General features: G+C 71.2%; 20 protein-coding genes. 13 read left to right on the top strand and 7 right to left on the bottom strand.

The window, feature by feature from the left end:
* Positions 1–3 precede the first annotated feature (3 nt).
* The 4 genes from ACFYXA_RS28100 to ACFYXA_RS28085 all read right to left on the bottom strand — a co-directional run bounded on the left by ACFYXA_RS28100 (position 4) and on the right by ACFYXA_RS28085 (position 4164).
* Positions 4–1026 carry a LacI family DNA-binding transcriptional regulator gene (locus ACFYXA_RS28100; RefSeq protein ID WP_352245769.1) on the bottom strand — a complete coding sequence of 341 codons (1023 nt, stop codon included), beginning with the start codon at positions 1024–1026 and terminating at the stop codon, positions 4–6.
* 78 nt (positions 1027–1104) lie between these two features.
* Positions 1105–1941, bottom strand: a complete 837-nt coding sequence (locus tag ACFYXA_RS28095) for an ATP-binding cassette domain-containing protein (RefSeq protein WP_351094019.1) — start codon at positions 1939–1941, stop codon at positions 1105–1107.
* A complete protein-coding gene (locus ACFYXA_RS28090; RefSeq protein WP_352245768.1) occupies positions 1938–2951 on the bottom strand; it encodes an ABC transporter permease in 1014 nt (337 codons plus the stop codon). Before ACFYXA_RS28090 ends, ACFYXA_RS28095 begins: the two co-directional genes overlap by 4 nt.
* 190 nt (positions 2952–3141) lie before the next feature.
* A complete protein-coding gene (locus ACFYXA_RS28085) occupies positions 3142–4164 on the bottom strand; it encodes a sugar ABC transporter substrate-binding protein (RefSeq protein WP_351094013.1) in 1023 nt (340 codons plus the stop codon).
* A 249-nt stretch (positions 4165–4413) separates the two neighbouring features.
* Here ACFYXA_RS28085 and ACFYXA_RS28080 point away from each other — a divergent pair, with 249 nt between their 5' ends.
* The 5 genes from ACFYXA_RS28080 to ACFYXA_RS28060 all read left to right on the top strand — a co-directional run bounded on the left by ACFYXA_RS28080 (position 4414) and on the right by ACFYXA_RS28060 (position 7426).
* A complete protein-coding gene (locus ACFYXA_RS28080) occupies positions 4414–5376 on the top strand; it encodes a carbohydrate kinase (RefSeq protein ID WP_389037862.1) in 963 nt (320 codons plus the stop codon).
* A 71-nt stretch (positions 5377–5447) separates the two neighbouring features.
* Complete coding sequence (locus ACFYXA_RS28075) at positions 5448–5750, top strand: putative quinol monooxygenase (protein WP_389037858.1); 303 nt, start codon at positions 5448–5450, stop codon at positions 5748–5750.
* A 207-nt stretch (positions 5751–5957) separates the two neighbouring features.
* Positions 5958–6314 (top strand): carboxymuconolactone decarboxylase, encoded by a 357-nt coding sequence (locus tag ACFYXA_RS28070; protein ID WP_389037855.1) that lies wholly within the window; start codon positions 5958–5960, stop codon positions 6312–6314.
* Positions 6315–6383: 69 nt separating this feature from the next.
* On the top strand, positions 6384–6686 hold the full coding sequence (locus ACFYXA_RS28065) for a hypothetical protein (protein WP_389037852.1): 303 nt from the start codon (positions 6384–6386) through the stop codon (positions 6684–6686).
* Entirely contained in the window at positions 6683–7426 is a 744-nt protein-coding gene (locus ACFYXA_RS28060) for a hypothetical protein (RefSeq protein ID WP_389037849.1), read from the top strand. The genes ACFYXA_RS28065 and ACFYXA_RS28060 overlap by 4 nt, the downstream gene beginning before the upstream one ends.
* Positions 7427–7471: 45 nt before the next feature.
* Here ACFYXA_RS28060 and ACFYXA_RS28055 read toward each other — a convergent pair whose 3' ends face one another.
* Complete coding sequence (locus ACFYXA_RS28055) at positions 7472–9388, bottom strand: SMI1/KNR4 family protein (protein WP_389037846.1); 1917 nt, start codon at positions 9386–9388, stop codon at positions 7472–7474.
* Positions 9389–9623: 235 nt separating this feature from the next.
* On the opposite strand from ACFYXA_RS28055, the gene ACFYXA_RS28050 reads away from it, so the two are divergent.
* Both ACFYXA_RS28050 and ACFYXA_RS28045 read left to right on the top strand, forming a co-directional pair.
* A complete protein-coding gene (locus tag ACFYXA_RS28050; RefSeq protein ID WP_389037843.1) occupies positions 9624–10475 on the top strand; it encodes an endonuclease/exonuclease/phosphatase family protein in 852 nt (283 codons plus the stop codon).
* A gap of 139 nt (positions 10476–10614) precedes the next feature.
* Complete coding sequence (locus ACFYXA_RS28045; RefSeq protein WP_389037840.1) at positions 10615–11574, top strand: hypothetical protein; 960 nt, start codon at positions 10615–10617, stop codon at positions 11572–11574.
* A 224-nt stretch (positions 11575–11798) separates the two neighbouring features.
* Here ACFYXA_RS28045 and ACFYXA_RS28040 read toward each other — a convergent pair whose 3' ends face one another.
* Both ACFYXA_RS28040 and ACFYXA_RS28035 read right to left on the bottom strand, forming a co-directional pair.
* The gene (locus ACFYXA_RS28040) at positions 11799–13208 is read right to left on the bottom strand and encodes an aldehyde dehydrogenase family protein (protein WP_389037837.1); all 1410 of its coding nucleotides are present in this window, start codon (positions 13206–13208) and stop codon (positions 11799–11801) included.
* Entirely contained in the window at positions 13205–13426 is a 222-nt protein-coding gene (locus tag ACFYXA_RS28035; protein ID WP_352245758.1) for an MbtH family NRPS accessory protein, read from the bottom strand. The genes ACFYXA_RS28040 and ACFYXA_RS28035 overlap by 4 nt, the downstream gene beginning before the upstream one ends.
* 101 nt (positions 13427–13527) lie before the next feature.
* On the opposite strand from ACFYXA_RS28035, the gene ACFYXA_RS28030 reads away from it, so the two are divergent.
* From ACFYXA_RS28030 to ACFYXA_RS28005, 6 genes are all read left to right on the top strand, one after another.
* Positions 13528–14442: a polysaccharide deacetylase gene (locus ACFYXA_RS28030; RefSeq protein ID WP_389037833.1), complete on the top strand. Its 915-nt coding sequence runs from the start codon at positions 13528–13530 to the stop codon at positions 14440–14442.
* 253 nt (positions 14443–14695) lie between these two features.
* A complete protein-coding gene (locus tag ACFYXA_RS28025; RefSeq protein ID WP_352245756.1) occupies positions 14696–15001 on the top strand; it encodes a phosphopantetheine-binding protein in 306 nt (101 codons plus the stop codon).
* 60 nt (positions 15002–15061) lie between these two features.
* Entirely contained in the window at positions 15062–15958 is an 897-nt protein-coding gene (locus ACFYXA_RS28020; protein ID WP_389037829.1) for a fatty acid desaturase family protein, read from the top strand.
* Positions 15959–16070: 112 nt separating this feature from the next.
* Positions 16071–18341: a M20/M25/M40 family metallo-hydrolase gene (locus ACFYXA_RS28015; RefSeq protein WP_389038278.1), complete on the top strand. Its 2271-nt coding sequence runs from the start codon at positions 16071–16073 to the stop codon at positions 18339–18341.
* Positions 18342–18383: 42 nt separating this feature from the next.
* Positions 18384–20249, top strand: a complete 1866-nt coding sequence (gene asnB / locus ACFYXA_RS28010) for an asparagine synthase (glutamine-hydrolyzing) (protein ID WP_389037826.1) — start codon at positions 18384–18386, stop codon at positions 20247–20249.
* A gap of 46 nt (positions 20250–20295) precedes the next feature.
* Entirely contained in the window at positions 20296–22185 is a 1890-nt protein-coding gene (locus ACFYXA_RS28005; RefSeq protein WP_389037822.1) for an amino acid adenylation domain-containing protein, read from the top strand.

Here is a 22185-nt window from a genome sequence, read left to right as displayed (position 1 = left end):
CCCTTACGGCGTGGGACCGGGCTGCTCCCCGGAGCCTCGGACGATCAGCCGGGTGGGGACGGTGATGGTGCGGGCCCGGGAGCGGTCGCCGTCCAGGCGGGCCAGGGCGGTCGCCACCGCGCTGCGGCCGATCTCCTCGGGGTCCTGCGCGACGACGGTCAGCGCCGGCTCCAGTGCCTCGGCGAGGGACACGTCGTCGAAGGCGACCACCGCGACCTCCTTGCGCTTGCTGCGGGCCAGTTCGGCCACGATCCCGAGCGCCATGATGTTGTTGCCGGCGAACAGCGCCGTCGGCGGATCGGCCAGATCGAGCAGCCGGGCGGTCTCCGCCTCCGCCCCCCGCTGGTCGTGTGCGCTGGCGACGAGCGAGCGGTCGTAGGGGATGCCCGCTTCCTGAAGCGCCGCACGGTACCCGGCCAGACGCTCGCGGCGGGTGTACAGCCGGACGGGCAGGTCGCCGACGAATCCGACGCGCCGGTGCCCGTGGGCGATCAGATGGGCGACGCCGCCCTGGGCCCCCTCCCGGTTGGAGCTGACGATGCTGTCCGTGGACAGACCGACGCCCGGCCGGTCGAGGAAGACGACGGGCAGCCCCGCCGTACGCTGCGCCTTGAGGTGGGAGTGGTCGGCGCCCACCGACGGCACCACGATCAGGATGCTGACGCGCCGGGCGAGGAACTTCGCCGTCAGGGCGCGTTCGCGGTCGGCGTCGTCCGCGGACGAACCCATGAGCAGGGTCAGTCCCCGTTCGTGGACGCTGTCCTCGATGCCCCGTGCCACGGCCCCGAAGAAGGGGTTGCCGAGGTCGGGGACGACCAGCCCGATGGTGGTGTCCGGGCCGCCGACGCGCATGTTGCGCGCCATGAGGTTCGGCTGGAATCCCAGCGCGGCCACCGCGGCGAGCACCTGTTCCCTGGTCTGCGCCGAGACGGGCCCGTCCTCGTTGAGGACGCGCGAGACAGTCTTCGCGCTGACGCCGACTTCTCGGGCGACGTCGGCCAGGGTGGGGCGGCGGTTCGCTGCCATGAAGGAAACCGTCTCCTGTGAGCCCTCGTGTTCCGGCCTCGGCCTCGGCCGGAAACGGTGAGAGCGGGTGTCGATCTGTCAGGTGGCCTGGACCCCGGCGGCCTTCGCGGCCTTCGAGTCCGCTACGACAGTAGCCCCAGCCGCGTCGACGGTGAGCGCGCCGGTCATGATGGCGACGACCTCCGCCATCGAGTAGTCCGACGGCTTGATCACGGCGGCCCGCCTGCCCAGCCGGTGGACGTGGATCCGGTCGGCGATCTCGAAGACATGGGGCATGTTGTGGCTGATCAGCACGACGGGCATGCCCTTGTCCCGGACCCTGCGGATGAGGTCGAGGACCTGGCCGGACTCCTTCACGCCGAGCGCGGCGGTGGGTTCATCCATGACGACGACGCTGCGGGCCCAGGCGACGGCGCGGGCCACCGCGACGGCCTGCCGCTGTCCGCCGGACAGGGTCTCGACCGCCTGGGTGAGCGAGCGCAGACCGATCTTCAGGTCGGCCATGTGCTCGGCGGCCTCCTGACGCATGCGCTTCTTGTCCAGCACGCGGAAGACGTTGCCGAGGACGCCGGGGCGGCGCAGCTCCCGGCCGAGGAACATGTTCGAGGCGATGTCCATGGAGGCGGCCACGGCGAGGTCCTGGTACACCGTCTCGATGCCGTGGGCGCGGGCGCTCTGCGGACCGGAGAAGGCGATGGGCTCGCCGTTGAGGCGGATCTCGCCCGCGTCGGGGACCAGCGCGCCCGTGAGGGCCTTGATCAGGCTGGTCTTGCCGGCCCCGTTGTCGCCGATGACGGCGAGGACCTCGCCCGGCAGCAGATCGAAGTCGGCGCCGTCGATGGCGGTGACATGGCCGTAGCGCTTGACCAGGCCGCGGGCCTGGAGGACGGGGGTGGGGGAGCCGGTGGCGGTCATCGGGCCTTCTTCCGGGAGATCTGGTCGACGGTCACCGCGAGGATCACCAGGACACCGGTGATCAGGGTCTGGTAGATCGAGGCGACGCCCATCAGCTGCAGGCCGTTGCGGAAGACGCCCACGATCAGTACGCCGATGAAGGTGCCGAGGACCGAACCGCGTCCGCCGAAGAGACTCGTGCCGCCGAGGACCACGGCCGTGATGCTGTCCAGGTTGTCGGTCTGTCCCGCCTGCGGGTCGCCCACGCCGGTGCGGGAGATGAGCAGCAGCGCGGCGACGCCGTACAGCAGTCCCGCGGCGGCGTAGACGCCGATGGTCAGCCGGGAGGTGCGGATGCCGTTCAGCCGCGCCGCTTCCGGGCTGTTGCCCAGCGCGTAGACGTGCCGGCCCCAGCCGGTGCTGCTGAGCAGGTACGCCAGGAGGAGGAACAGGGCGATGGTGACCAGCGAGCCGTAGGTCACGTCGGTGTAGCCGAGCGGGAAGGTCTCACCGAGCGCCGTCAGCGGGCCCGGCAGGCTGGTGACCGTCTGCTCCTCGGAGTAGATGTGGGTCAGCGCGAACGCCACGTTGAGCATGCCGAGGGTGACGATGAACGGCGGCAGCGGGATCTTCTGCACCAACACCCCGTTGAGCAGGCCGAATCCGCCACAGACGACCAGGCCCAGCGCGATGGCCGCGAGAGGCGGCAAGGTGCCCTCGGCCGCCATCCTGGCGATCACGATGCTGCCGAAGGCCATCACCGCGCCGCAGGACAGGTCGATGCCCGCGGTGAGGATGATCAGGGTCTGCCCGATGGCGAGGGTGCCGACGACCATCACCTGCTGGATGATCAGGGAGAAGTTCCCGCCGGTGAGGAACTGGTCGGTCGACAGGGAGAAGAAGGCGCAGGCCAGGAGGAGCGCGGCCAGGGGGCCGGTGGTCGGAGCCGTGAGCAGTCTGCGGGCCGTCGTCGGCGCTTTGAGCTCCGCGTACGGCGAGGAGGCGGTCGGGGGTGTGGACGTGGCTGTCATGCGAAGTCCTAAGTCCTTGTCATCAGACGGAGATCCTTGTCGCCGGGACAAGGGGGGCGGCCGTCACCGCGGGTTGTCGCGGGTTGTCACCGCGGGCCGTCGCCGCGGGTCGTTCCCGCGCGTCGGGCAGGTGTCGGGCCGGCCGCCCCGCTGAGGGGAGTGGCTGTCTCGTGAGGTCCTCGGGCGGACCTCAGCCCCAGCAGTTCTCCAGGCCGAAGGCGGTGTCCTTCGAGGCGACCCCGGCCTGCGCCTTGTCGGTGATCAGCGTGACCCCGGTGTCCGTGTAGCCGGACGCCTTCTTGCCGTCCTTCGCGTACGTCACGACGGCCTTGACGCCCTCGGCGGCCATCTTCAGCGGGTACTGCTGCGAAGTGGCGGCGATCTTGCCGTCCTTGACGGCCTGCGTGCCGGTGCAGCCGCCGTCGACGGAGACGATCAGAACGTCCTTCTCCCGGCCCTTGGCCTTCAGGGCGGTGTACGCGCCCAGGGCGGCCGGTTCGTTGATGGTGTAGACGACGTTGATGTCGGGCGACTTCTGCAGGCAGTTCTCCATCGCGGTCTGGCCCTTGGACTGGTCGCCGCCGGTGTCCTGGGCGCAGACGACGTCCTTCTCGGCGGCGCCGAAGCCCTTCAGGAAGCCGTCGTGGCGCTGGACGCCGACGGACACGCCCGGCGCGAGGTCGAGGGCGGCGATCTTCGCCGTCTTGCCCTTCATCGCGGCCTTGGCGTACTCGCCGATCAGCTCACCGGCCTTGAGGTTGTCCGTGGCGAAGAGGGCGTCGACCGCGCTCTGCGGCTCGGTCGGCGTGTCCAGGGCGATGACCAGGACACCCTTGGCCTTCGCCTTCTCGATCGCGGGCACGATCGCCTTGGAGTCGCTGGGGGTGATCAGGATGCCCTTCACGCCGGCGGCGACCATGTTCTCGATCGCGGTGACCTGCCCGGCGTTGTCGCCGTCGAACTTGCCGGCCGCGGTCATGAGCTGGACGCCCTCCGACTTCGCGGTCTTCTCCGCGCCCTCCTTCATCTTCACGAAGAACGGGTTGGTGTCGGTCTTGGTGATCAGACCGACCTTGACGTCGCCCGAACCGGAGCCGGAGGCGCTCGCCCCGGCACCGGAACCGGGACCGCAGGCCGTCAGGGCGAGGGCCGCGACGCCCGTGGCAGCGGCGGCTCTGATCAGGGAGGAGGGCAGACGAGTGGTGCGAGACATGATCACTCCTGTGGGATGACGAGCGGCACGGGACCGGGAGATCGGAGCGTGCCGCCCCCGGGTGTCAACGCTGACTTATGTCATCGTTGACACTGCATGGCGAGGATGATGGACTCCCTCTCCCGGCAACGTCAATGCCTTGCACCCGTCACAAAACGGCAACGTCCGCGAGCGCCCTCCCCGCGCACCGGTCGACGGCTGTTTCGCGAAGCGCCCGGTCGTCCCGTCCCTCCGCAGAAGGAGCAGCCCATGAGACCGCCTCAGATCACCGTCCTGGGAGAGTGCGTCGCGGACGCCTTCACCGAGCCCGCGCCGGCCGCGAACGAACTCGCGCTGCGCGTCCTGCCCGGCGGCGGACCGGCGAACACGGCGGTGGCACTGGCCCGGCTGGGGACCCCGGCGCGGTTCGTCGCCCGCCTGTCCTCGGACGTGTTCGGCCGTCTCTTCCGGACCCACCTGGAGGCGTCCGGCGTGGACCTGTCGTACGCCGTGCCGGCGGCCGAGCCCAGCACGCTGGCCGTGGCGGAACTGGACGCCCGGGGGCAGGCGGCGTTCTCCTTCCACGCGGACAACACGGCCGACTGGCAGTGGACCGCGGGCGAGTTGGCCCGGGTGGACCTGTCCGGGACGGCCTGTGTGCACACCGGATCGCTCGCGCTGGTCCGCCGGCCCGGCGCGGCCGTGGTCGAGGAGTTCCTGGAGACCGCCGCCGCCCGGGCCACCGTCAGCATCGACCCCAACGTCCGGCCGCTGCTCGTGCACCCCGACGTCTACCGGGACCGGCTCGCGCACTGGTGCCGCCTCGCCGACATCCTGCGGCTCAGCGAGGACGACCTGGAGCTGCTCCTGCCGGGCACCCCACCCGAGCAGGCCTGCGACACCTGGCACGCCGCGGGGGCACGGCTCGTCGTGATCACCCTGGGCGGCGACGGCGCGCTGGTCTCCCTCGACGGCGAACGGCTGCGGGTGCCGGCGACGGCGACGAGGGTGGTCGACACGGTCGGCGCGGGGGACTCCTTCACCGCCGGGCTCCTGCACCACCTCGGGGAGCGCGGAGCCCTCGGCGGCCGGCTGACCGGCCTCACCCTCGACGACGTGGCGGAGGCCGGCCGCTTCGCCGCCCGGGTCGCCGCCCTGACCTGCTCCGTCGCCGGCCCCAACCCTCCGTGGCAGGACCAGTTGACGCGCTCGGCGACCACCGCCGACGCCTGACGGCCCGTACACCGCCCACTGCATCCACTGCTTGGACCGCCCGCCCGTCATCCGAGAAGGACACCGAAGCCATGACGAAATCCCTGCTCGCCGAGTTCACCGCCCGTGAGGGAGCGGAGGACGAGGTCGCCATGCTGATCCGGGACTACGCCGAGAAGGTGCGCGAAGAGGACGGCAACCTCACCTTCGACGTCTACACCAAGTCGGCCGCCCCGCGCGCCTTCTGGATCTTCGAGGTCTACCGCGACGAGGACGCCTTCCGGGCACACCTGAACGCCCCCTACGGCGCCCCGTTCAACGCGGCCCTCACCCCGCTCATCGAGGAGGACGCGTCGGTCCTGACCTTCCTCGACCCGCTGGCGGTGCACCGATGAAGCACCGGTGACGCACCGGAGGGAGGTCGCCGGGGGCACCGCCGGGCCCGCCCTCGGCTCCCGCCCGCTACGGCGGACCGTCCGGCTCGACGCGCGCCGCCACCTGGGTGATGCCTACCCTGGAGTGGCAAGCGCCGGCCCGGCTGGAGGTTGTGTGGGCAGCGGGCGGCGGTTCGGCTCTCCCCAGCACCGGAAGGTGATCCGGCCATGGCCACTGCATCCGCGACCCCCGTACTCGACACCATCGCCGCCATGACGATCGACTCGGTCGAGCGCTGCCACATGGACGACAGGACGCTCATCCTCGCCCGCGTCGCCGCGCTCGTGGCGATGGACGCACCGGCGATCTCGTACCTCGCACACGTCACCCCGGCCGTCAAGGCGGAGTTCACCGTCGAGCAGCTGCAGGACCTCCTCGTCGCCATCGCCCCCGTCGTCGGGACGGCCCGCGTCATGTCGGCCGCCGGACACATCGCCGAGGCGTTCGGCGTCGCGCTCGCACTGGCCGAAGGCGAAGCGGAGGCCATAGCCCAGGCCGAGGCCGAGAGCCGCGGCAGCTTCTGAGCGGGACGGCTGACCGTCCCGCCGAAACCCTTCGACAGGAAGGCGAGTTTCGCCAGTACAGTACGTGTCGTGGACATACCCGACTGGTCCCTCTGGCTCTTCCTCGGCCTGGCCCTCCTGCAGGTACTCGCACTCGTCCCCGTCACCGGCCGGTTGCGTGAACCCGACCCCGCTGTGCGCTCCGAGGCGCGCCTCGACCTGCTGGACATCTTCGGCAGCCTGCTGCTGTTCGGCGGCGCGCTCATGAGCGTCGCCGTGGCGGACTCCTGGCTCTGGCTGTACCTCGTCGGCTTCGCTGTGATGGCCGTCGTCTACGCGGCGAAGGGCGTGCGCTACCTGCGCGCCCGCCGCAGTCCTTCCACCGGTTCATGACCGCTCGACAACCGCTCACCTACGAGCTGTTCGTCGACCTCGCCGTCGCTGATCCGGCTGTCGTCGGTCTCGTCCTCAAAGGCTCCCGGGCTCACGAGGGCATGGTCACCCCGCACTCCGACCACGATCTCTACGTCGTCCTGGCCGATGACGCGTCGACGGGCCTCACCCGGTTCGCGGGCCACCGCACCGCCGAGCTCGACCTCGTCGTCGTCACACTCACCGAGTTCCGCGCGGCCGGGATGCCCGGTTTCGAGCGGTACGCCCTGGCCCGTGCCCGCGTCGTGCTCGACCGTCTCGACGGAGGCATCGCCCGGATTCTCGCCGACAAGGCCCGGCTGGGCGCGGACGAGGCGTTCAGCGATGCCGGCGGCTGGCTCGACGCCTACGCCAACTCCCATTACCGCTCGGTCAAGAACCACCGGTCGGGTCAGGCTCTCGCCGCTCGCCTCGACGCGGCCGACAGCATGCGGTTCCTGCTCGAGCTGCTCTTCGCCCTGGACCGTCGTCCCCGGCCGTACAACAAGTACCTGGAATGGGAGCTGGCCCGGTACCCGCTGCCCGGCTGGGACACCGACGCGCTGCTGCGTGCAGTGGACCGTGTCTCCGCGACCGGCGACGTCTCCCTGCAGCGACGGTTGTTCGCCCTCGTCGAGGCGGCGGCCCGACAAGCGGGACACGGTGAGGTGCTCGACGCGTGGGGAGAGGATCTCGAACTCATGCGGCCACAGTCCTGGTGACCACCCTGCCCGGGGGAGGGTGGTCAGCCCTCCCTGCGCCCGGTCTCAGGGCCGGTGCCGTATGAAACCGATGGTGGCGTAGGCGAAACTCTCGCCCGCCTGCGGGGCCCGGGTCCAGGACCGGGTGGTGAAGGTGCTCAGCCTTCCTCGGGTCAGCGCGAAGCGGGGGAGTGACAGGCCCAGTTCGGAGTGCAGAGCCGCCAACAGGTGTGCTTCCCATTCCAGTTCGGTGCCATCCGAGCTGCACCAGTTCGCCGGGTCGAGGGCGTCCGGTATCGCGCCGGAACGCTGGATCTCCGTACCGCGCACGGTGAACGCGTAGAGCTCCTCGCCCCGTTCGGCCACCGACAAGTGGAACGAGGCCGGAGGGCCGCCGGGAGAAGAGGCTCTCGGGTCGCGCCACACCACCACCGCACGGCCGGAGCCGGAGGCGGCCCGGGCCGGGGACAGGAACCGCCGGTTCAGATGGCGGTCGGAGTGGCCGTCGAAGGCGAAGGACCACGCTTCGGCGGTGCGGCCGACCGCGACCACGGCCCGGTCCTCCCACGGCTGCACGCCCTCCCGCTCGTGGCGGCGGGGCGCGTGCCAGGACACCATGCGCGGATCCGTGGGCGCGCTCAGTTCGGCGCCTTCCTCGCCGATCAGGGCGGGCAGTCGGTCGGGGGCGACGCCCTCCACCCACACGCAGCGGTAGCCCTGGAACGGCTGCCGGTTCACGGCGGGCTCGGTCAGCCAGGCGAGGCCCGGAGGGTCGAGGTCGGGCACCGGCCCGGGAGCGGGTCCCGTCTCCCCGGACCGCGGAGTCGCAAGGATCTCCCGGCCGCGTTCCGGGGTGACCAGCGGGCCGAGGACGGGATCGGCGAGCAGGCCGATCGGGGCGATCAGCGAGGGCCCGGGCGCTTGCCATAGCGGAAGCGCGTCCCGCAGCGCCCGCCACGCGGTGTCGGTGGCACCCCAGCGGGCCGACTCGCGGGCCTCGGTGACGGCACGGCCCCAGGCGCCGCCGGGCGCGTAGCGGTAGGTGCCGTCGACCATCGTGCGCAGCGCGGTCCCGGCGGTGTTCCGGTCGACCCCGCGGGCGGCCATCATCCCGAGCCAGTGGTCCTCCTCGCTCAGCCGTCCACCGTGCGCCGACGCCTCCAAGGCCTGCACGGGAAGGATCTCGGTCAGATAGCGGGGGTCGGCCACCAGGGTGCCGTAGTCCCGTGGAACGCGCGGATTCGACAGGTGCCGGAGCTGGTTCAGCAGGACGCGGCTGTGCGGACGTCCGAAGGACATCGCCTCCTCCAGCAGGAGAAGGGCCTCCTCGTACCGTCCGCGCAGGGCCAGCAGACGGGCCTCCTCGACGCGCGCGTCCTGGGCCCGGGTGGTCGCGTTCACGAAATCGGCGCTCTGCGCCCGGTCGGAGTGGAACCCGCGGTACATCTTCTCCATGTACGCCCGGAACGACGGGTAGCGTTCCGGCAGTTCACCGCTCCAGCCCTTGTAGACGTAGAGCGCCCATTCGCCGTCCTCGTCGCTGTCGCCCGGGTCGAGCAGGGCGTTCGACATGTCGGAGTCCGTCTCCAGTCGCAGCGCCCGCCGCCACATCCCGGCCAGGAGCACGTCCTCCTCGCGCGGGTCGTCGCCGAGTTCCTGCTCGTACAGCGGGGTCATGCCGTGCGGGTCCTGGAACCAGTCGATCTCCGCGACGCCGCCGAGCCGGTAGACGCCGGCCGTCTGGTTCACGCGCCACCCGTCGCTCACGGCCAGGAACTCCCGGTACGAGGGCGGCAGTCGCCGTCCCAGCCGCTCCTCGGCCGCGGTGATCGCCGCCTCGTCCGCACCGGGGCGGCCGAGGGGATCGCCGGCCGGGCCGTGATCCTCGTCTTCGTCGTCCTCGAGTTCCTCCTCCAGGTCCGGGACCCACTCCGCCCGCCAACGCCCAAGAAACTCTTGCCAGTCGAAAGGCTCGTCGCTCATGACCGGATGGTGTCATCCGGCACCGACAAGGGGGCCGGACCCGGCTCGGGCCTAGTGGACCGTGTCCTCGGCACTGACGCGCGGCGGCAGCATACGGTAAGCGACCATGTACGCGAGGTGACGCCGGGTCTCGGCCGCCGTGGCCGTCGGGTTCGCCGAGCGGTGCAGGGCATCGACTAGTCTCGTGGAGGGAGGCGCCTGCCGCTTCCCTGGGTGTCGAGACGGAGGAGAGGCGATGGCGCGGGGAAGAGGGGTGTGGCTGTTCGCCGGGGCCGGGATCGGGGTCTGCGCGGTCCTCGTCGGCCCCAGTGTCCCGGACGGCGGTCCCTTCGCCGCGTCGTCGCCCACCGTCGCCGCCAGGAAAGCCGTGGCCAACCGGGTCATGACGTGGAACCTGTGCAACCCCTGCGGCGAGAACGAGGTCGACCAGGCGGCGGAGATCGCCGCCTACGCCCCCCAGGTCGTCGGCCTCCAGGAGGCGTGCGAACGGGACGTCGAGACGATCCGGGGCTATCTGAAAAGCCGTCACGGACTGGTCTACCACGTGGAGTACGGGGCGGTGCTCCACAACTGGCGCCGTTGTGGGGGAGCGCCGTGGAATCCGGGCGGCTACGGCCAGGCGATCCTCTCCGCGGCGCCGATGACGGACATTGTCAAAGAGGAGTACGCCGACGGGGGTTCCGAGGACCGCGGCTACATGGCGGTCACCACCCGGGTGGGCGACCGCCCGGTCCGGGTGTTCAACACCCACCTCGCCCAGCGGCGTCAGGAGGCGGTCCGCGCGGAGCAGGCCGCCACGCTCGCCGAGGAGGTCGCCCGGCACGACCGGGCCGTCGTCCTCGGCGACTTCAACGCCGTACCGGACACCGCCGAACTCACCCCGCTGTGGAAGCTGGCCTCGGACGCGGACCCCGGGTGCGGCCCCTCAAGGGCGGGTGACTGCGAGCCCACCACGGACTGGCAGAGCAAGTTCGACTACGTCTTCCTGCGCGACATCGCCCCGCTCAGGCGTCACATCGTCCCCACCCCCTACTCGGACCACCACATCCTGTACGCGGACCTGAACATGGCCTCGCGGGGGCGGTGAGACCGTCCCCGCCGGGAGGGGTGCTGAGGAGACGCGCGCCCGTCACTGCCGTCAACTGCCCTGCTAGGGGCATGCGTTAGGGTGAAAGTCCCGCCTCGGCAGTGGAGATCGTCCATCGTCATGAGTTCCTGAGGTTGTGTTGACTTCCTACATCGGCTCCGGTCCGTACTGCTTCTCCAACTCGCTCTGTATGGCGCTGGGGGAAGGCGCGCCGCCGCCGGCTCTCCTCGAAGTGCTCACCGGCTCCCCCTTCGGATTCCAGCTGATCGCCGGTGAAGTGCCGTTGTTCGATCCGCTCGGCTGGGACCCGGAGATCGGCCTCGACACCGCGATCGAGCTGCTCGGCTACACGTGCGAGCGCAGCGAAGGCGACGACGCCGACGCGGCCCTGGCGCGACTCCAGGCGGCGGTGGAGGGAGGCTCCGCGCTGGCCGGCCCGTTGGACATGGGTCTGCTGCTGCACCAGCCCGGCAGCGGTTCCGCCACCGGCGCGGACCACTACGTGGCCGTGCTGGCGGTGGACGAGGACACGGTCCTCTTCCACGACCCGCACGGCCACCCGTACGCCACGCTGCCGACGGCGGTGTTCCTGGAGGCATGGCGTGCCGAGAAGGTCGCCTACATCGAGCAGCCCTACGTGCTGCGCTCGGCGTTCGCGCGCCACCGCGAGGTGACCCCGGACGAGGCCCTGCACGCTTCGCTGCCCAGGGCCCTGGCCTGGCTCGGCATCCGCGAGGACCGCGAGGTTCCCCCCGGCTCCCTGGGCAACGCGCAGGGGCTGGAGCGTCTCGCCGAACAGATCGCCACGGGCGAACTCCCTTCGGACGCAAGGGAGATGCTGGAGACGTTCTCGGTGCGGGTCGGCGCCCGGCGGCTGTCCGACGCAGCCGCGGCCCTGGCCGGCGGCGGACACCGCGAGGCGGCCGGTCTGCTGCACGCCCAAGCCAGGCTCCTGGGCGGCCTGCAGTACCCCCTGGTGACCGGGGACGACGCGACGGTCGTGTCCGGCCTGCGTCGACTCGCCCCGACGTACGACGAACTGCGCGAGACGCTGACCAGGACGGTCACCCCGGACGGACCGGCCGGCGCCGGCCGGTAGCCCGGCCCGGAACGGCACCCGACGGCGGCCCGGCACCAGCCAGCGGCCCGGCACCGGACAGCGGCCCGGCACCGGACAGCGGCCAGGCACCGGACAGCGGCCCGGCACCCGACAATGGCCAGGCACCGGACAGCGGCCCGGCACCCGACAATGGCCAGGCACCGGACAGCCCGCCCTGCATCAGACAGGCCCCGGGCGGCAGCCCGCCCCGGACGGCCCCCGCCTCAACCCTGCGGGCCGGACACGTTCAGCACCTTCGGGCGGGTGTAGGCGAGCAGGCCCAGGTAGCCGTACTCGACGCCCACCCCGGAGCTCTTCGCGCCGCCGAACGGGACGTTGTGCCGCAGGTCGCCGTGGGTGTTGATCCAGACGGTGCCGCAGTCGAGCCGGCCGGCCAGTTCCCGCCCCCGCCGCTCGTCGCCCCACAGTGAGGCGCCGAGGCCGAACTCGGTGGCGTTGGCGCGGGCCACGGCCTCGTCGACGTCGTCGTAACCGATGATCGGGATGACCGGTCCGAACTGCTCCTCCGTCTCCAGCGCGGTGCCGGGCGGCAGATCGGTCACCACGGTGGGCGGGTAGAAGTGGCCCGGCCCCTCGGGGACGGAGCCGCCGGTGAGCACCCGGGCGCCCGCCTCGACGGCGGCGGCGACCAGCGCGGCGACTCGGTCGCGCTGGGCCCCGCTGATGAGCGGTCCGTACTCCGTGGCGGGGTCGGAGCCGTCGCCCACGACCGCTCGGCCGGCCAGGTCCGCAAGCCGCTCGGCAAGGCGGCCGGCCAGCTCCTTCGGCGCGTAGACCCGCTTGACGGCGGCGCAGAACTGTCCGCTGTTGGCGAGAGCGGCGCCGAACAGCGCGGGCGCGATCGCGTCCACATCGGCGCCCGGCAGGACGATGGCCGGGTCGTTGCCGCCGAGTTCGAGCACCACCGGGGTGAAGCGGCCCGCCGCGTGCCGCGCGATGGTGCGCCCGGTCTCGACCGAACCGGTGAAGGAGACCAGCCGGACACCGGGGTGGGTGGTCAGCGACTCCCCGAGGGCGTCGGCCCCGGACACCACGTTGAGCACCCCTGGAGGCAGGCAGTCCTGGAGGACCTCGCCGATCCGCAGAGTGGACAGCGGAGTCTGCGGCGAGGGCTTCAGGACGACCGTGTTGCCGGCCAGCAGGGCCGGGGCGACCTTGCACATGGCAAGGATGATCGGGAAGTTGGACGGCGCGATGGCCGCGACCACCCCGTAGGGCTCCCGTGTCAGGGTGATGTCACAGGACGCATCGCGGACCAGCTGCTCCACCGGCAGGGACAGTTCGGCGGTGTGGCCGAACCACCCCGCCGCGAGCTCGACTTCGGCGAGTGCGGCGCTCAACGGCTTGCCCTGCTCGGCCGAGAGCAGGCGGGCCGTCTCGTCGGCGACCGATGCCAGCAGCTTCCCGCACTCCCGGAGGTGCGACCGGCGCTCGTCCTCGGTGAGTGCCGCCCAGCCGGGCTGAGCGGCGGTGGCGGCCGCGACGGCTTCGTCCAGCTGCGCTGCGGTGCAGTCGGGTGCCTCGGCGAACACCGTGCCGGTGGCCGGGTTCTCGACGGGCAGCCGGCCGGCGGTGTCCACACGGGACCCGCCCACGGTCATGCGGATCGTCACGACGCGGATTCCGCCTTCTCCATGTGCAGCCGCAGGCTCAGCGGACGCATGTCCGTCCATACCTCGTCCACGTACGCGAGGCACTCCTCCTTCGTGCCCTCCTTGCCGACCGCCCGCCAACCAACCGGAATATCCGCTTCCAAAGGCCAGATCGAGTACTGCTCTTCGTGATTCACGACGACTCGACAGGCCGCGGCGTCCTGATTCTGCTCGCTCATTGCGTTTCTCCCCTTGCCCCGCCGTGCTCGCTATAGTGCGCCGGACCGCGGCATCGAAAACGACAGCTGCGATGGTGGATCGAACTTCGGAGGTACGTTACATGAGCCGAGTGGCGCAGGGCGACGGTGTGCCGGACGCGGAAAGCAAAGGCGGCACGGTGCCGGCCGTGTCCTGGCCCGAACGGGCCGAATCGGGTGACTGGCTCGGCGGGGACAAGGCCGTCGTCGTCATATCCGTGGACGTCGACGCGGAATCACCGGTGCTGGCCAGGGGTGAGCACTACATCAACCACTTGACGACGATGTCCCACCAGGCCTACGGTCCGCGGGTCGGCGTTTCCAGGATTCTCGACCTGCTGGAGCGACTGGACGTTCCGTCGACGTTCTTCATACCCGGCGCGAGCGCGGAGCGCTGGCCTTCGGTCGTCGAGTCCGTTCGCGATCGCGGCCAGGAAATCGGCCTGCACGGATTCACCCACCGGCACCCCGTGCACCTCTCCGAGGACGAACAGCGCGCGGAGTTGGAGAACAGTCTCAAAACTTTTGCGAGATTCGGAGTGACGCCTCGGGGATATCGGGCCCCGAACTGGGAGATGACCCGGTACACCCTGGATCTGCTGCCCGAATACGGGCTCGCGTACGACTCCTCCCTCATGGACGACGACCGGCCGTACGTGGTGCTCGCCGGGGCCGGCCGGCAGCGGGTGGCGGAGCTGCCCGTGCACTGGCTGCTGGATGACTGGGAGCAGTACGCCTTCCTGCCCGAGCCGAACATCGGGCAGCTGATCGAAGCCCCCTCCAAAGTAGTTGACCTGTGGACTTCTGAGCTGGACGCGATGCGGGACCACGGTTCGCTGTGCGTCCTGACGGTCCATCCGTTCCTCACCGGACGGCCCTCGCGCCTGCGTGCGCTGGAGAGTTTCATCCGCTTCGCTCAGGGATGCGGAGATGTCCGGTTCTCGACGGCCGGCGAGGTCGCCGACCGTGTTCTCGCGCCGGAGCGATTCATTCCGTAGTCGATAACCGGCCAGTGCGTCCGAATCCCCGGTGCTTATCGCCCCGCTCGCCGCCGCCGGCGCCGGCGGGGCCAGCCGAGAATCGACCGCCGACAAGCCTTGAACCGGAGATCGGCCGTGTGTTTGGATAACGGCCACACGAGCGGCACCGGGGGCGCGGCCACTCTGCTTCAGGGGGTCCTGTCGCCTTCCGTGCGCATTCATTCGGCTGCACCGGGGGATTCACGGGTGCAGGTTCTGTAGGGGGAGCTTGATGAGCTTCGACGATGCGTCGAATCAGGCGCGTCTTGAAGAAGTGACCGACATGGTCGTCGATATCTGGGCCGACGTCCTTGAGATCGACCGATCCACCATCGACCCGCGCGAAAGTGACTTCTTCGCGTTGGGCGGATACTCTCTCCTCGTTCTTCAGTCGATATCCCGGCTGCTGGCCGGACAGGGGATCGGCGAAGAGGACGGCCAGGAACTCGAAGGGCTTCTCCTCAACGAGCTCTTCGAGAACCCCACGGCGGCCGCTCAGGCGGAATGCCTGCTGCGGAACATATCGATACAGGCGTAGCGGACATTGACCAGTCAGGTGAATGACGCTGCATCGAATATTCTGTGGCAACGCGCCCGGGTGACGTCGAAAGACCAATTAGATTTCGTCGTCAAACTGGTCATTGCCTTGGTCCTGATCGCTGCGGGCGCCCTACTGGCACTCTCGCCGTACTGGCCGGCGCGAATCGTGGGTGTGTTCCTGCTGGGCGCCATGTACACCCACACGGTGGAGTTGCAGCACCAGTGCCTGCACCACTCCGCCTTCCTCAACTCCCGCCTGCACCGCGTCGTCGGAATCCCCCTGGGGATACCGCTGTTCGTCGGCTACAGCCACTACCGGATCAGGCACCTCCAGCACCACAAGTACCTCGGAACCCCGCAGGACACGGAGTTCTTCGGCTTCGACACCCGGCAGCCGGTCACCTGGGGCGCCCTGCTGCGCGAGATGTTCAACTTCGGCCGCATCCTCATGGTGTTCGGCGAGATGGCGCGCAGCGTCCGCGGAGCCTGGGCGTACGACATGGGAGAGGTGCCCGAGCGCCGGCGCCGCGAGGTCATGAGCGAGTACCGCGTCATGGCCCTGTGCCTCCTGGCTGCCGTCGCCGCCGCCTGCGCGGGCTTCCACGAACAGGTGCTGCTGCTGTGGGCGCTGCCACTGGCGGTGGCCGTCCCCCTGCACTTCATCGTGGAACTGCCCGAGCACATCCTCTGCGACAACTCCAGCACCGACGTGCTGCGCAACACCCGCACCATCACGGGCAGCCGCTTCAGCACCTGGTACACCAACGGCAACAACCTGCACGTCGAACACCACGCCGCCATGTCGGTGCCGATCAACCGGCTCCCCGAACGCCACCCGGTGGCCTCGGAGATGGCGCTTCACACGCACCGCAGCTACCCCGCCTTCTTCCGCCTGGTCGCCCGCGAGGCGCAGCGCAACCGGAAGGCCGGCCGGGCGGCCGGACACAGCCAGTAGCACCCCGCCGGGCTTGGCGGTCGTACGTCCCTCATGCACGCACGCACTTCGAGCACCACCGATTGGGTACAACGTGGCACGCATAACTCCCCGGAGAGCAGCGACAGTCGTGATGCTGCTCGTCATCGCGCTCACCGGGTGGTCGCTCTACACCCTCCAGCCCCCCGACCCGGCTTCCGCGACGGCTCCCGCGCGGGAGTTCTCCGCCGCACGGGCCATGAAGGACGCCGAGGCCGTCGGCCGTGTCCCGCACCCCACGGGCAGCGCGGGCGCCGCCGAGGTGCGCCGGCACCTCCAGGAGCGGCTCGCCGCCCTCGGCGGCACGGTGTCGGTGCGGACCGGCACCGTCGCCGTGAACGGTGAGGGCACCGCCAAGGTCGGCGAGGTCGCCAATGTCTCAGCCCGCTTCCCCGGAACCGCCTCCACGGGCACCGTCCTGCTGGTGGCGCACTACGACTCCGTCCCCGCCGGTCCCGGCGCCGCGGACAACGGCGTCAACGTCGCGGCGATCCTGGAGGTCGTGCGCGCCCTGAGGGTGGACGGGGCGACCCGCAACACCGTCGACGTCCTCTTCACGGACGGCGAGGAGGCCGGGCTGCTCGGCGCCCACGACTTCGTCGCGAAGAAGGCCGCCGACCCGGCGAAGACGGTGGTGCTCAACCTCGAGGCGCGCGGCGTCTCCGGCCCCTCGATCATGTTCGAGTCCGGTCGACGCAACAGCGGGGTGCTGCCGGCCCTCGGCGACGCCGCCCGGCCGGTCGCGACCTCACTCGCCGACGAGGTCTACCGGCTGATGTCCAACCACACCGACTTCAGCGAGTTCAAGGAAGCCGGGTTCACCGGACTGAACTTCGCCTTCCTGGACGGCTCCGCGCGCTACCACACCAGCGGGGACACGGTCGCCGCCGTCGACCGCTCCAGCGTCCAGCACCAGGGCGACTCGGTGCTGGCCGCCGCGCGGGCGCTGTCCGAGGCGCCCCTCGGCTCCCTGGACGGCGGCGACGACACCTACTTCACGTTCCTCGGCTTCCTCGTCCACTACCCGCAGTCCCTGGTCCTCCCCCTGGCCGCCCTCGCCGTCCTCGCCTACGCCGCCACCGTCTGGTACGCCCGGCGGACCGGCGCGCTGCGCGGCGGCAGCGTCAAGGGCGCCCTGGGCTTCTTCGGCACGCTGGCCGGCTCCTGGTTCACCGCCTTCTGCCTCTGGTCGCTCGCGGTGCTGATCCGTCCGCAGTACGAGAACCTGCTGATGGGCGACACCTACCGGCCCGAGTGGTACAGGGCCGCCTTCCTCACCTTCGGCTTCGCCGCGGTCCTCGCCTGGTACCAGCTGCTGCGCCGGCGGATCCCGGTCCTCGCGCTCATCCTGGGCGCCTGGGGCTGGTTCGCCGTGCTGGCCCTGCTCACCGCCGTGCTCGCGCCGGGCGCCGCGTACCTGTTCACCTGGCCGCTGCTGATCGGCTGCGCCGCCCTGGCCGCCGCGCTGCGCTGGGGTGGCCCGGACGGAGACTGGCAGCCGGTCGCCGCCTCCCTCGCCGCCCTGCCCGCGCTGGTGCTGTTCCTGCCCGTCATCGTGCTGATCTTCCCGACCCTCGGCGTCAGCGCCGCGCCCGTCCCGCTGATCCTCTGCGCCTTCGTGACGGTCCCGCTGACACCGCTGACCGCGGCCCTGCCCCGCCGGGCCCCCCGCCTGACCGCGCTGATCGCAGCGACCGCCGGCACGGCCCTCGCGCTGACCGCGATGGCGGTGGACGGCTTCGCACCCGAGCGCCCGGCCCACACCAGCCTCGCCTACCTGTGGGACGCCGACCGCGCCCAGGGCACGTGGGCGAGCTCCGACGCCTCCCCGCCCGCCTGGACGCGCAAGGCCACCGGTCCTGAGCACGGCCCGGTCGCCGACCGGTTCCCGACCTACCCGCCGGTCCTGCCCTACGCCGCCCACCGCGAGTCCCCCTCGGGCCCCCGCCCGGCCGCCCCCGAGGTGACCGCCCACGCCGAGGCCGCGGTCGGCGGGGTGCGCACCGTCCGCCTCAAGGTCACCCCGGCCCCCGGCACCTCCTACCTCACCCTGATGGCGGACGTCTCCCGGCACACGGTCGAGGACGCCTCCCTGCTCGGTGTGACGGTGGACGGCGGCGTCAACCGCCCCTACGCCGAGGGCCCCTGGAAGTGGGGATTCGCCCTCTACAGCGTCCCCGAGGACGGCGTCGAGATCACCCTGCGGGTCAGCGGCGAAGGCCAGGTCCCGCTCTGGATCACGGGCTACACCCCCGGCCTGCCGCGGTCGCCGGCCCTACCGCCGATGCCCGCCCACCTGACCTGGAGCACCTACGGCGACGCACTGACCGACGTCACCGCCGCGGGCCGCGGCATCCGCGCCTGACGCGCCGTCACCCGAGCGAGCAGGAAAGGGGAACGAACCGCCATGTGCGGAATCACCGGAGCGGTCGCCCTCGGCGAGGCTCCCGCCGTGGACGCCCACGCACTCGACGCCATGACCGCCACACTGCTGCACCGCGGCCCCGACGCCGCAGGCCGCTATCTCGACGCCCATGCGGGCCTCGGCTTCCGGCGCCTGAGCATCGTCGGCCTCCACGACGGCGACCAGCCCATCCGCAACGAGGACGGCACACTCGTCCTCGTCTGCAACGGCGAGATCTTCAACCACCGGGAACTGCGCTCCGAACTCGAGGCCAAGGGACACCGGTTCACCACGAAGTCCGACGTCGAGGTCATCGTGCACCTCTTCGAGGAGCACGGCACGGCCCTCCTGGACCGGCTCAACGGACAGTTCGCCTTCGCCCTCTACGACCGGCGCCGGCGCCGGCTGATGCTGGCCCGCGACCACATGGGCATCCTGCCCCTGTACTACGCGCGGACCGCGGAGCACCTCGTGTTCGGCTCCGAGATCAAGGCCGTTCTCGAACACCCCGCCGTCGAGCGGGCGGTGGACCTCACCGGCCTCGACCAGGTCCTCACCTTCCCCGGCCCGGTCAGCCCGCGCACCCTCTTCCGCGGAGTCAGCAGCCTCAAGGGCGGCGAGTACCTGCTCGTCGAGAACGGGACGGTGCGCACCACCACCTACTGGGACCTCGACTACCCCCTGGACGGTGAGGAGGAGCAGCGAAGCGACGCGTACTGGATCGAGACGCTGCGGGAACTGCTCGCCACCTCGGTGCACCGGCGGCTGCAGGCCGACGTCCCGGTCGGGTACTACCTCAGCGGAGGACTGGACTCCTCGCTCATCGCCGCGCTGGTCCACCGCGGCGACCCGGACGCCCGCCCGCACTCCTTCTCCATCTCCTTCGGCGACGACGGCATCGACGAATCCCGCCACCAGCGCACGATGGTGGACCTGCTCGGGCCGCAGCACCACGAGACGCGCTTCGAGCCCGCCGACATCGAGAGCGAACTGCGGCGCATGGTCCGGCACGCCGAGACGCCGGTCAAGGAGACCTACAACACCTGCTCGCTGGCCCTGTCGCGGGCTGTGCACCGCACAGGCACCCGCGTCGTGCTCACCGGAGAGGGCGCCGACGAGCTGTTCGGCGGCTACCTCGGCTACCGCTTCGACCACGCCGGCCACCGCGACGCCCACGGCACGGGTCTGGAAGGCCAGTTGGAGCAGGAGGTGCGCCAGACCCTCTGGGGCGACCCCGGCGTCTTCTACGAACGCGACTACCACGCCTGGCGGGAGTCCAAGCTCGACCTGTACGCGCCCGATCTCGTCGACGCCTTCCCCGACTTCGACGCCCTGCGCCATCCGGTGGCCGACGGCGCGATGCTGCGCGGGCGCCACCCCCTGCACCAGCGCAGCTACCTCGACGTCAAACTGCGCCTGACCGACCACCTGTTGACCGACCACGGCGACCGGATGGCCCTCGCGAACTCCGTGGAGGCCCGCTACCCGTTCCTCGACATCGACGTGGTCCGCTTCGCCGCCCGCATCCCGGCCCGCCTCAAGGTCCACGCCGGCACCGAGAAGTACGTGCTCAAGCAGGCGGCCCGCGGACTGGTCCCCGAACCGATCATCCGGCGCGAGAAGTTCGGCTTCCGCGCGCAGGGCAGCCCGCAGCTGCTCCGGCAGAACCACGAGTGGATCGGCGACATGCTCGCCCACGACCGCGTCAAGCGGCAGGGCTACTTCAACCCCGACGTGACCGAACTGCTGAAGAAGACCTACACCGAGCCCGGCTTCGAGGTCCATCCGCACCTCGGGGACGACCTGCTGCTGGTCGTCCTCACGTTCGGCGTGCTGCTGGACGCGTTCGGACTGCCCGACCACTCATGACCCACCGGGGCGGCACCGCCGGCCCCGACCGATGGAGGAGAGCACGATGGCGTTCGACCCGATCCACGCCCTGGTGGGGCAGGCCGCGGCACGGTTCCCGGAGCAGGTGGCCGTGCAGACCCCGCTCGGCGACCTGACCTACGCCGACCTCGCGGCCCGCTCGGACCGGCTGGCCCGCGAACTGCGGGCGGCCGGCGCGCGCCCCGGCGCCCTGCTGCCCGTGCTGACCACGGACCGGCGCGAGTTCGCGGTCGCCGTGCTGGGCGCGTTGAAGGCGGGAGCGGTCTTCGTCCCCTTCGACCTGGACGGCCCCGCCCTGCGGCTGCGCGACACCCTCTCCGGTACCGCCGCCGAGTTCGCCGTCACCGGCGCCGACGAGACCGAGCGGATCACCGAGCTGCTCGCCACCGCCCTGCCGCAGGCCCGCCGCATCCCCGTGGACCTCGCCGCGCCCGCCGACGCCGAGCCCCTCGCCGACCCGCACACGCCCGGCCCGGACGACCCCGCCTACCTGTTCTTCACCTCGGGTTCCACCGGCGCCCCCAAGGCCATCGCCGGCCGCATGCGCGGCATCGACCACTACATCCGCTGGGAGAGCGCCCTGCTCGGCGTCGAACCGGGCTGGCGCGTCAGCCAGTTCGCCTCCGTCGCCTTCGACGCGGTGCTGCGCGACCTGTTCGTCCCGCTGACCACCGGCGGCACCGCCGTCGTCCCGCCGCCCGGACTGCTCCTGGACGGCGCCGGACTCGGCCGCTGGATCGACGCGCAGCGACTGGACCTCGTCCACTGCGTCCCCTCGGTCTTCCGCGGGCTGGCCGCGGCCGCCGAGTCCGCGGGCAGCCCCGGCCTCGCCTCGCTGCGCGCCGTCCTGACCGCGGGAGAGCCCCTCGCCCCCGCCGATGCCCGCCGCTGGTTCGCCCGGCACGGCGAGCGCGTCCGCCTCGTCAACCTGTACGGGCCGTCCGAGACGACCATGACCAAGACCTTCCACGTGGTCACCCCGGCCGACGCCGAGCGTGAGCGCATCCCGGTCGGCAAGGCCATGCCCGGAGCACGGATCGCCGTGCTCGACGGCCGGGGCAGACCCAGCCCGCAGGGCACGGCCGGCGAGATCTTCATCCGCACGCCCTTCATGTCCCTCGGCTACCACCTTCGCCCGGACGCCACCCTGGAGGCGTTCGTGCCCAATCCGCTCGGCGACGACCCGGACGACATCGTCTACCGCACCGGCGACTTCGGCCGGATCCTCGCCGACGGCTCCCTGGAGTTCATCGGCCGCAAGGACCACCAGGTCAAGATCGGCGGCGTACGGGTCGAACTCGGCGAGGTCGAGCACCTGATCCGCGCCCACCCCGCGGTACGGGAGGCCGCCGTCGTCCCCGTCAAGGACGCCGACGGCGACATCGCGCACCTGTGCGCCTTCGTGGAGCTCACGCAGGCCGTCGAGCCCGAGGAGGTCGGCGCCCTCCTCGGCGGCAGACTCCCCGCCGTCGCCGTCCCCCAGGTCTTCGTCCCGCTGGAGCGGATGCCGCGCACCATCAGCGGCAAGGTGGACCGGCGCGCCCTGCCCGCCCCGACCCTTCCGCGGCAGGCTTCCACGACGCCGTACGTCGCGCCCCGCACGCCCACCGAGACCGCGCTCGTCCGGATCTGGGCCGAACTGCTGCCGGTGGACGAGCCCGGCGTCCGGCACGACTTCTTCGAGTCCGGCGGGCACTCGCTGCTCGTCATGCGTCTGCTGTCGCGCATCGGCACCGAGTTCGGCGTGGAGATCCCGCTCCAGGACTTCCTGGCCGGTCCGACCGTCGAAGCCCTCGCCGAGCACGTCGAGACCGCCATGCTCACCGGCGGCGACTCGCTCGACGACCTCCTCGACTCGCTCGAAGGCCTGGACGAGGGCGAGGCCGAGCGGCTGCTGCAGGGCGGGAGCGCCTGA

It is taken from the genome of Streptomyces sp. NPDC002566 (genome assembly GCF_042889585.1).
Classification (GTDB): Bacteria; Actinomycetota; Actinomycetes; order Streptomycetales; family Streptomycetaceae; genus Streptomyces.
Note: the sequence above shows the minus strand (reverse complement) of the source record. Positions and strands in the feature narration are given on the sequence as shown.

What these genes read in the sequence shown, in the direction of transcription:
- ACFYXA_RS28060 (WP_389037849.1), top strand. Translation starts at nt 6,683, where the DNA reads ATGACCGCTCGACAACCGCTCACCTACGAGCTGTTCGTCGACCTCGCC.
- ACFYXA_RS28035 (WP_352245758.1), bottom strand. Translation starts at nt 13,426, where the DNA reads ATGAGCGAGCAGAATCAGGACGCCGCGGCCTGTCGAGTCGTCGTGAAT.
- ACFYXA_RS28030 (WP_389037833.1), top strand. Translation starts at nt 13,528, where the DNA reads ATGAGCCGAGTGGCGCAGGGCGACGGTGTGCCGGACGCGGAAAGCAAA.
- ACFYXA_RS28070 (WP_389037855.1), top strand. Translation starts at nt 5,958, where the DNA reads ATGGCCACTGCATCCGCGACCCCCGTACTCGACACCATCGCCGCCATG.
- ACFYXA_RS28005 (WP_389037822.1), top strand. Translation starts at nt 20,296, where the DNA reads ATGGCGTTCGACCCGATCCACGCCCTGGTGGGGCAGGCCGCGGCACGG.
- asnB (WP_389037826.1), top strand. Translation starts at nt 18,384, where the DNA reads ATGTGCGGAATCACCGGAGCGGTCGCCCTCGGCGAGGCTCCCGCCGTG.
- ACFYXA_RS28100 (WP_352245769.1), bottom strand. Translation starts at nt 1,026, where the DNA reads ATGGCAGCGAACCGCCGCCCCACCCTGGCCGACGTCGCCCGAGAAGTC.
- ACFYXA_RS28015 (WP_389038278.1), top strand. Translation starts at nt 16,071, where the DNA reads ATGCTGCTCGTCATCGCGCTCACCGGGTGGTCGCTCTACACCCTCCAG.
- ACFYXA_RS28090 (WP_352245768.1), bottom strand. Translation starts at nt 2,951, where the DNA reads ATGACAGCCACGTCCACACCCCCGACCGCCTCCTCGCCGTACGCGGAG.
- ACFYXA_RS28025 (WP_352245756.1), top strand. Translation starts at nt 14,696, where the DNA reads ATGAGCTTCGACGATGCGTCGAATCAGGCGCGTCTTGAAGAAGTGACC.
- ACFYXA_RS28050 (WP_389037843.1), top strand. Translation starts at nt 9,624, where the DNA reads ATGGCGCGGGGAAGAGGGGTGTGGCTGTTCGCCGGGGCCGGGATCGGG.
- ACFYXA_RS28080 (WP_389037862.1), top strand. Translation starts at nt 4,414, where the DNA reads ATGAGACCGCCTCAGATCACCGTCCTGGGAGAGTGCGTCGCGGACGCC.
- ACFYXA_RS28075 (WP_389037858.1), top strand. Translation starts at nt 5,448, where the DNA reads ATGACGAAATCCCTGCTCGCCGAGTTCACCGCCCGTGAGGGAGCGGAG.
- ACFYXA_RS28095 (WP_351094019.1), bottom strand. Translation starts at nt 1,941, where the DNA reads ATGACCGCCACCGGCTCCCCCACCCCCGTCCTCCAGGCCCGCGGCCTG.
- ACFYXA_RS28055 (WP_389037846.1), bottom strand. Translation starts at nt 9,388, where the DNA reads ATGAGCGACGAGCCTTTCGACTGGCAAGAGTTTCTTGGGCGTTGGCGG.
- ACFYXA_RS28085 (WP_351094013.1), bottom strand. Translation starts at nt 4,164, where the DNA reads ATGTCTCGCACCACTCGTCTGCCCTCCTCCCTGATCAGAGCCGCCGCT.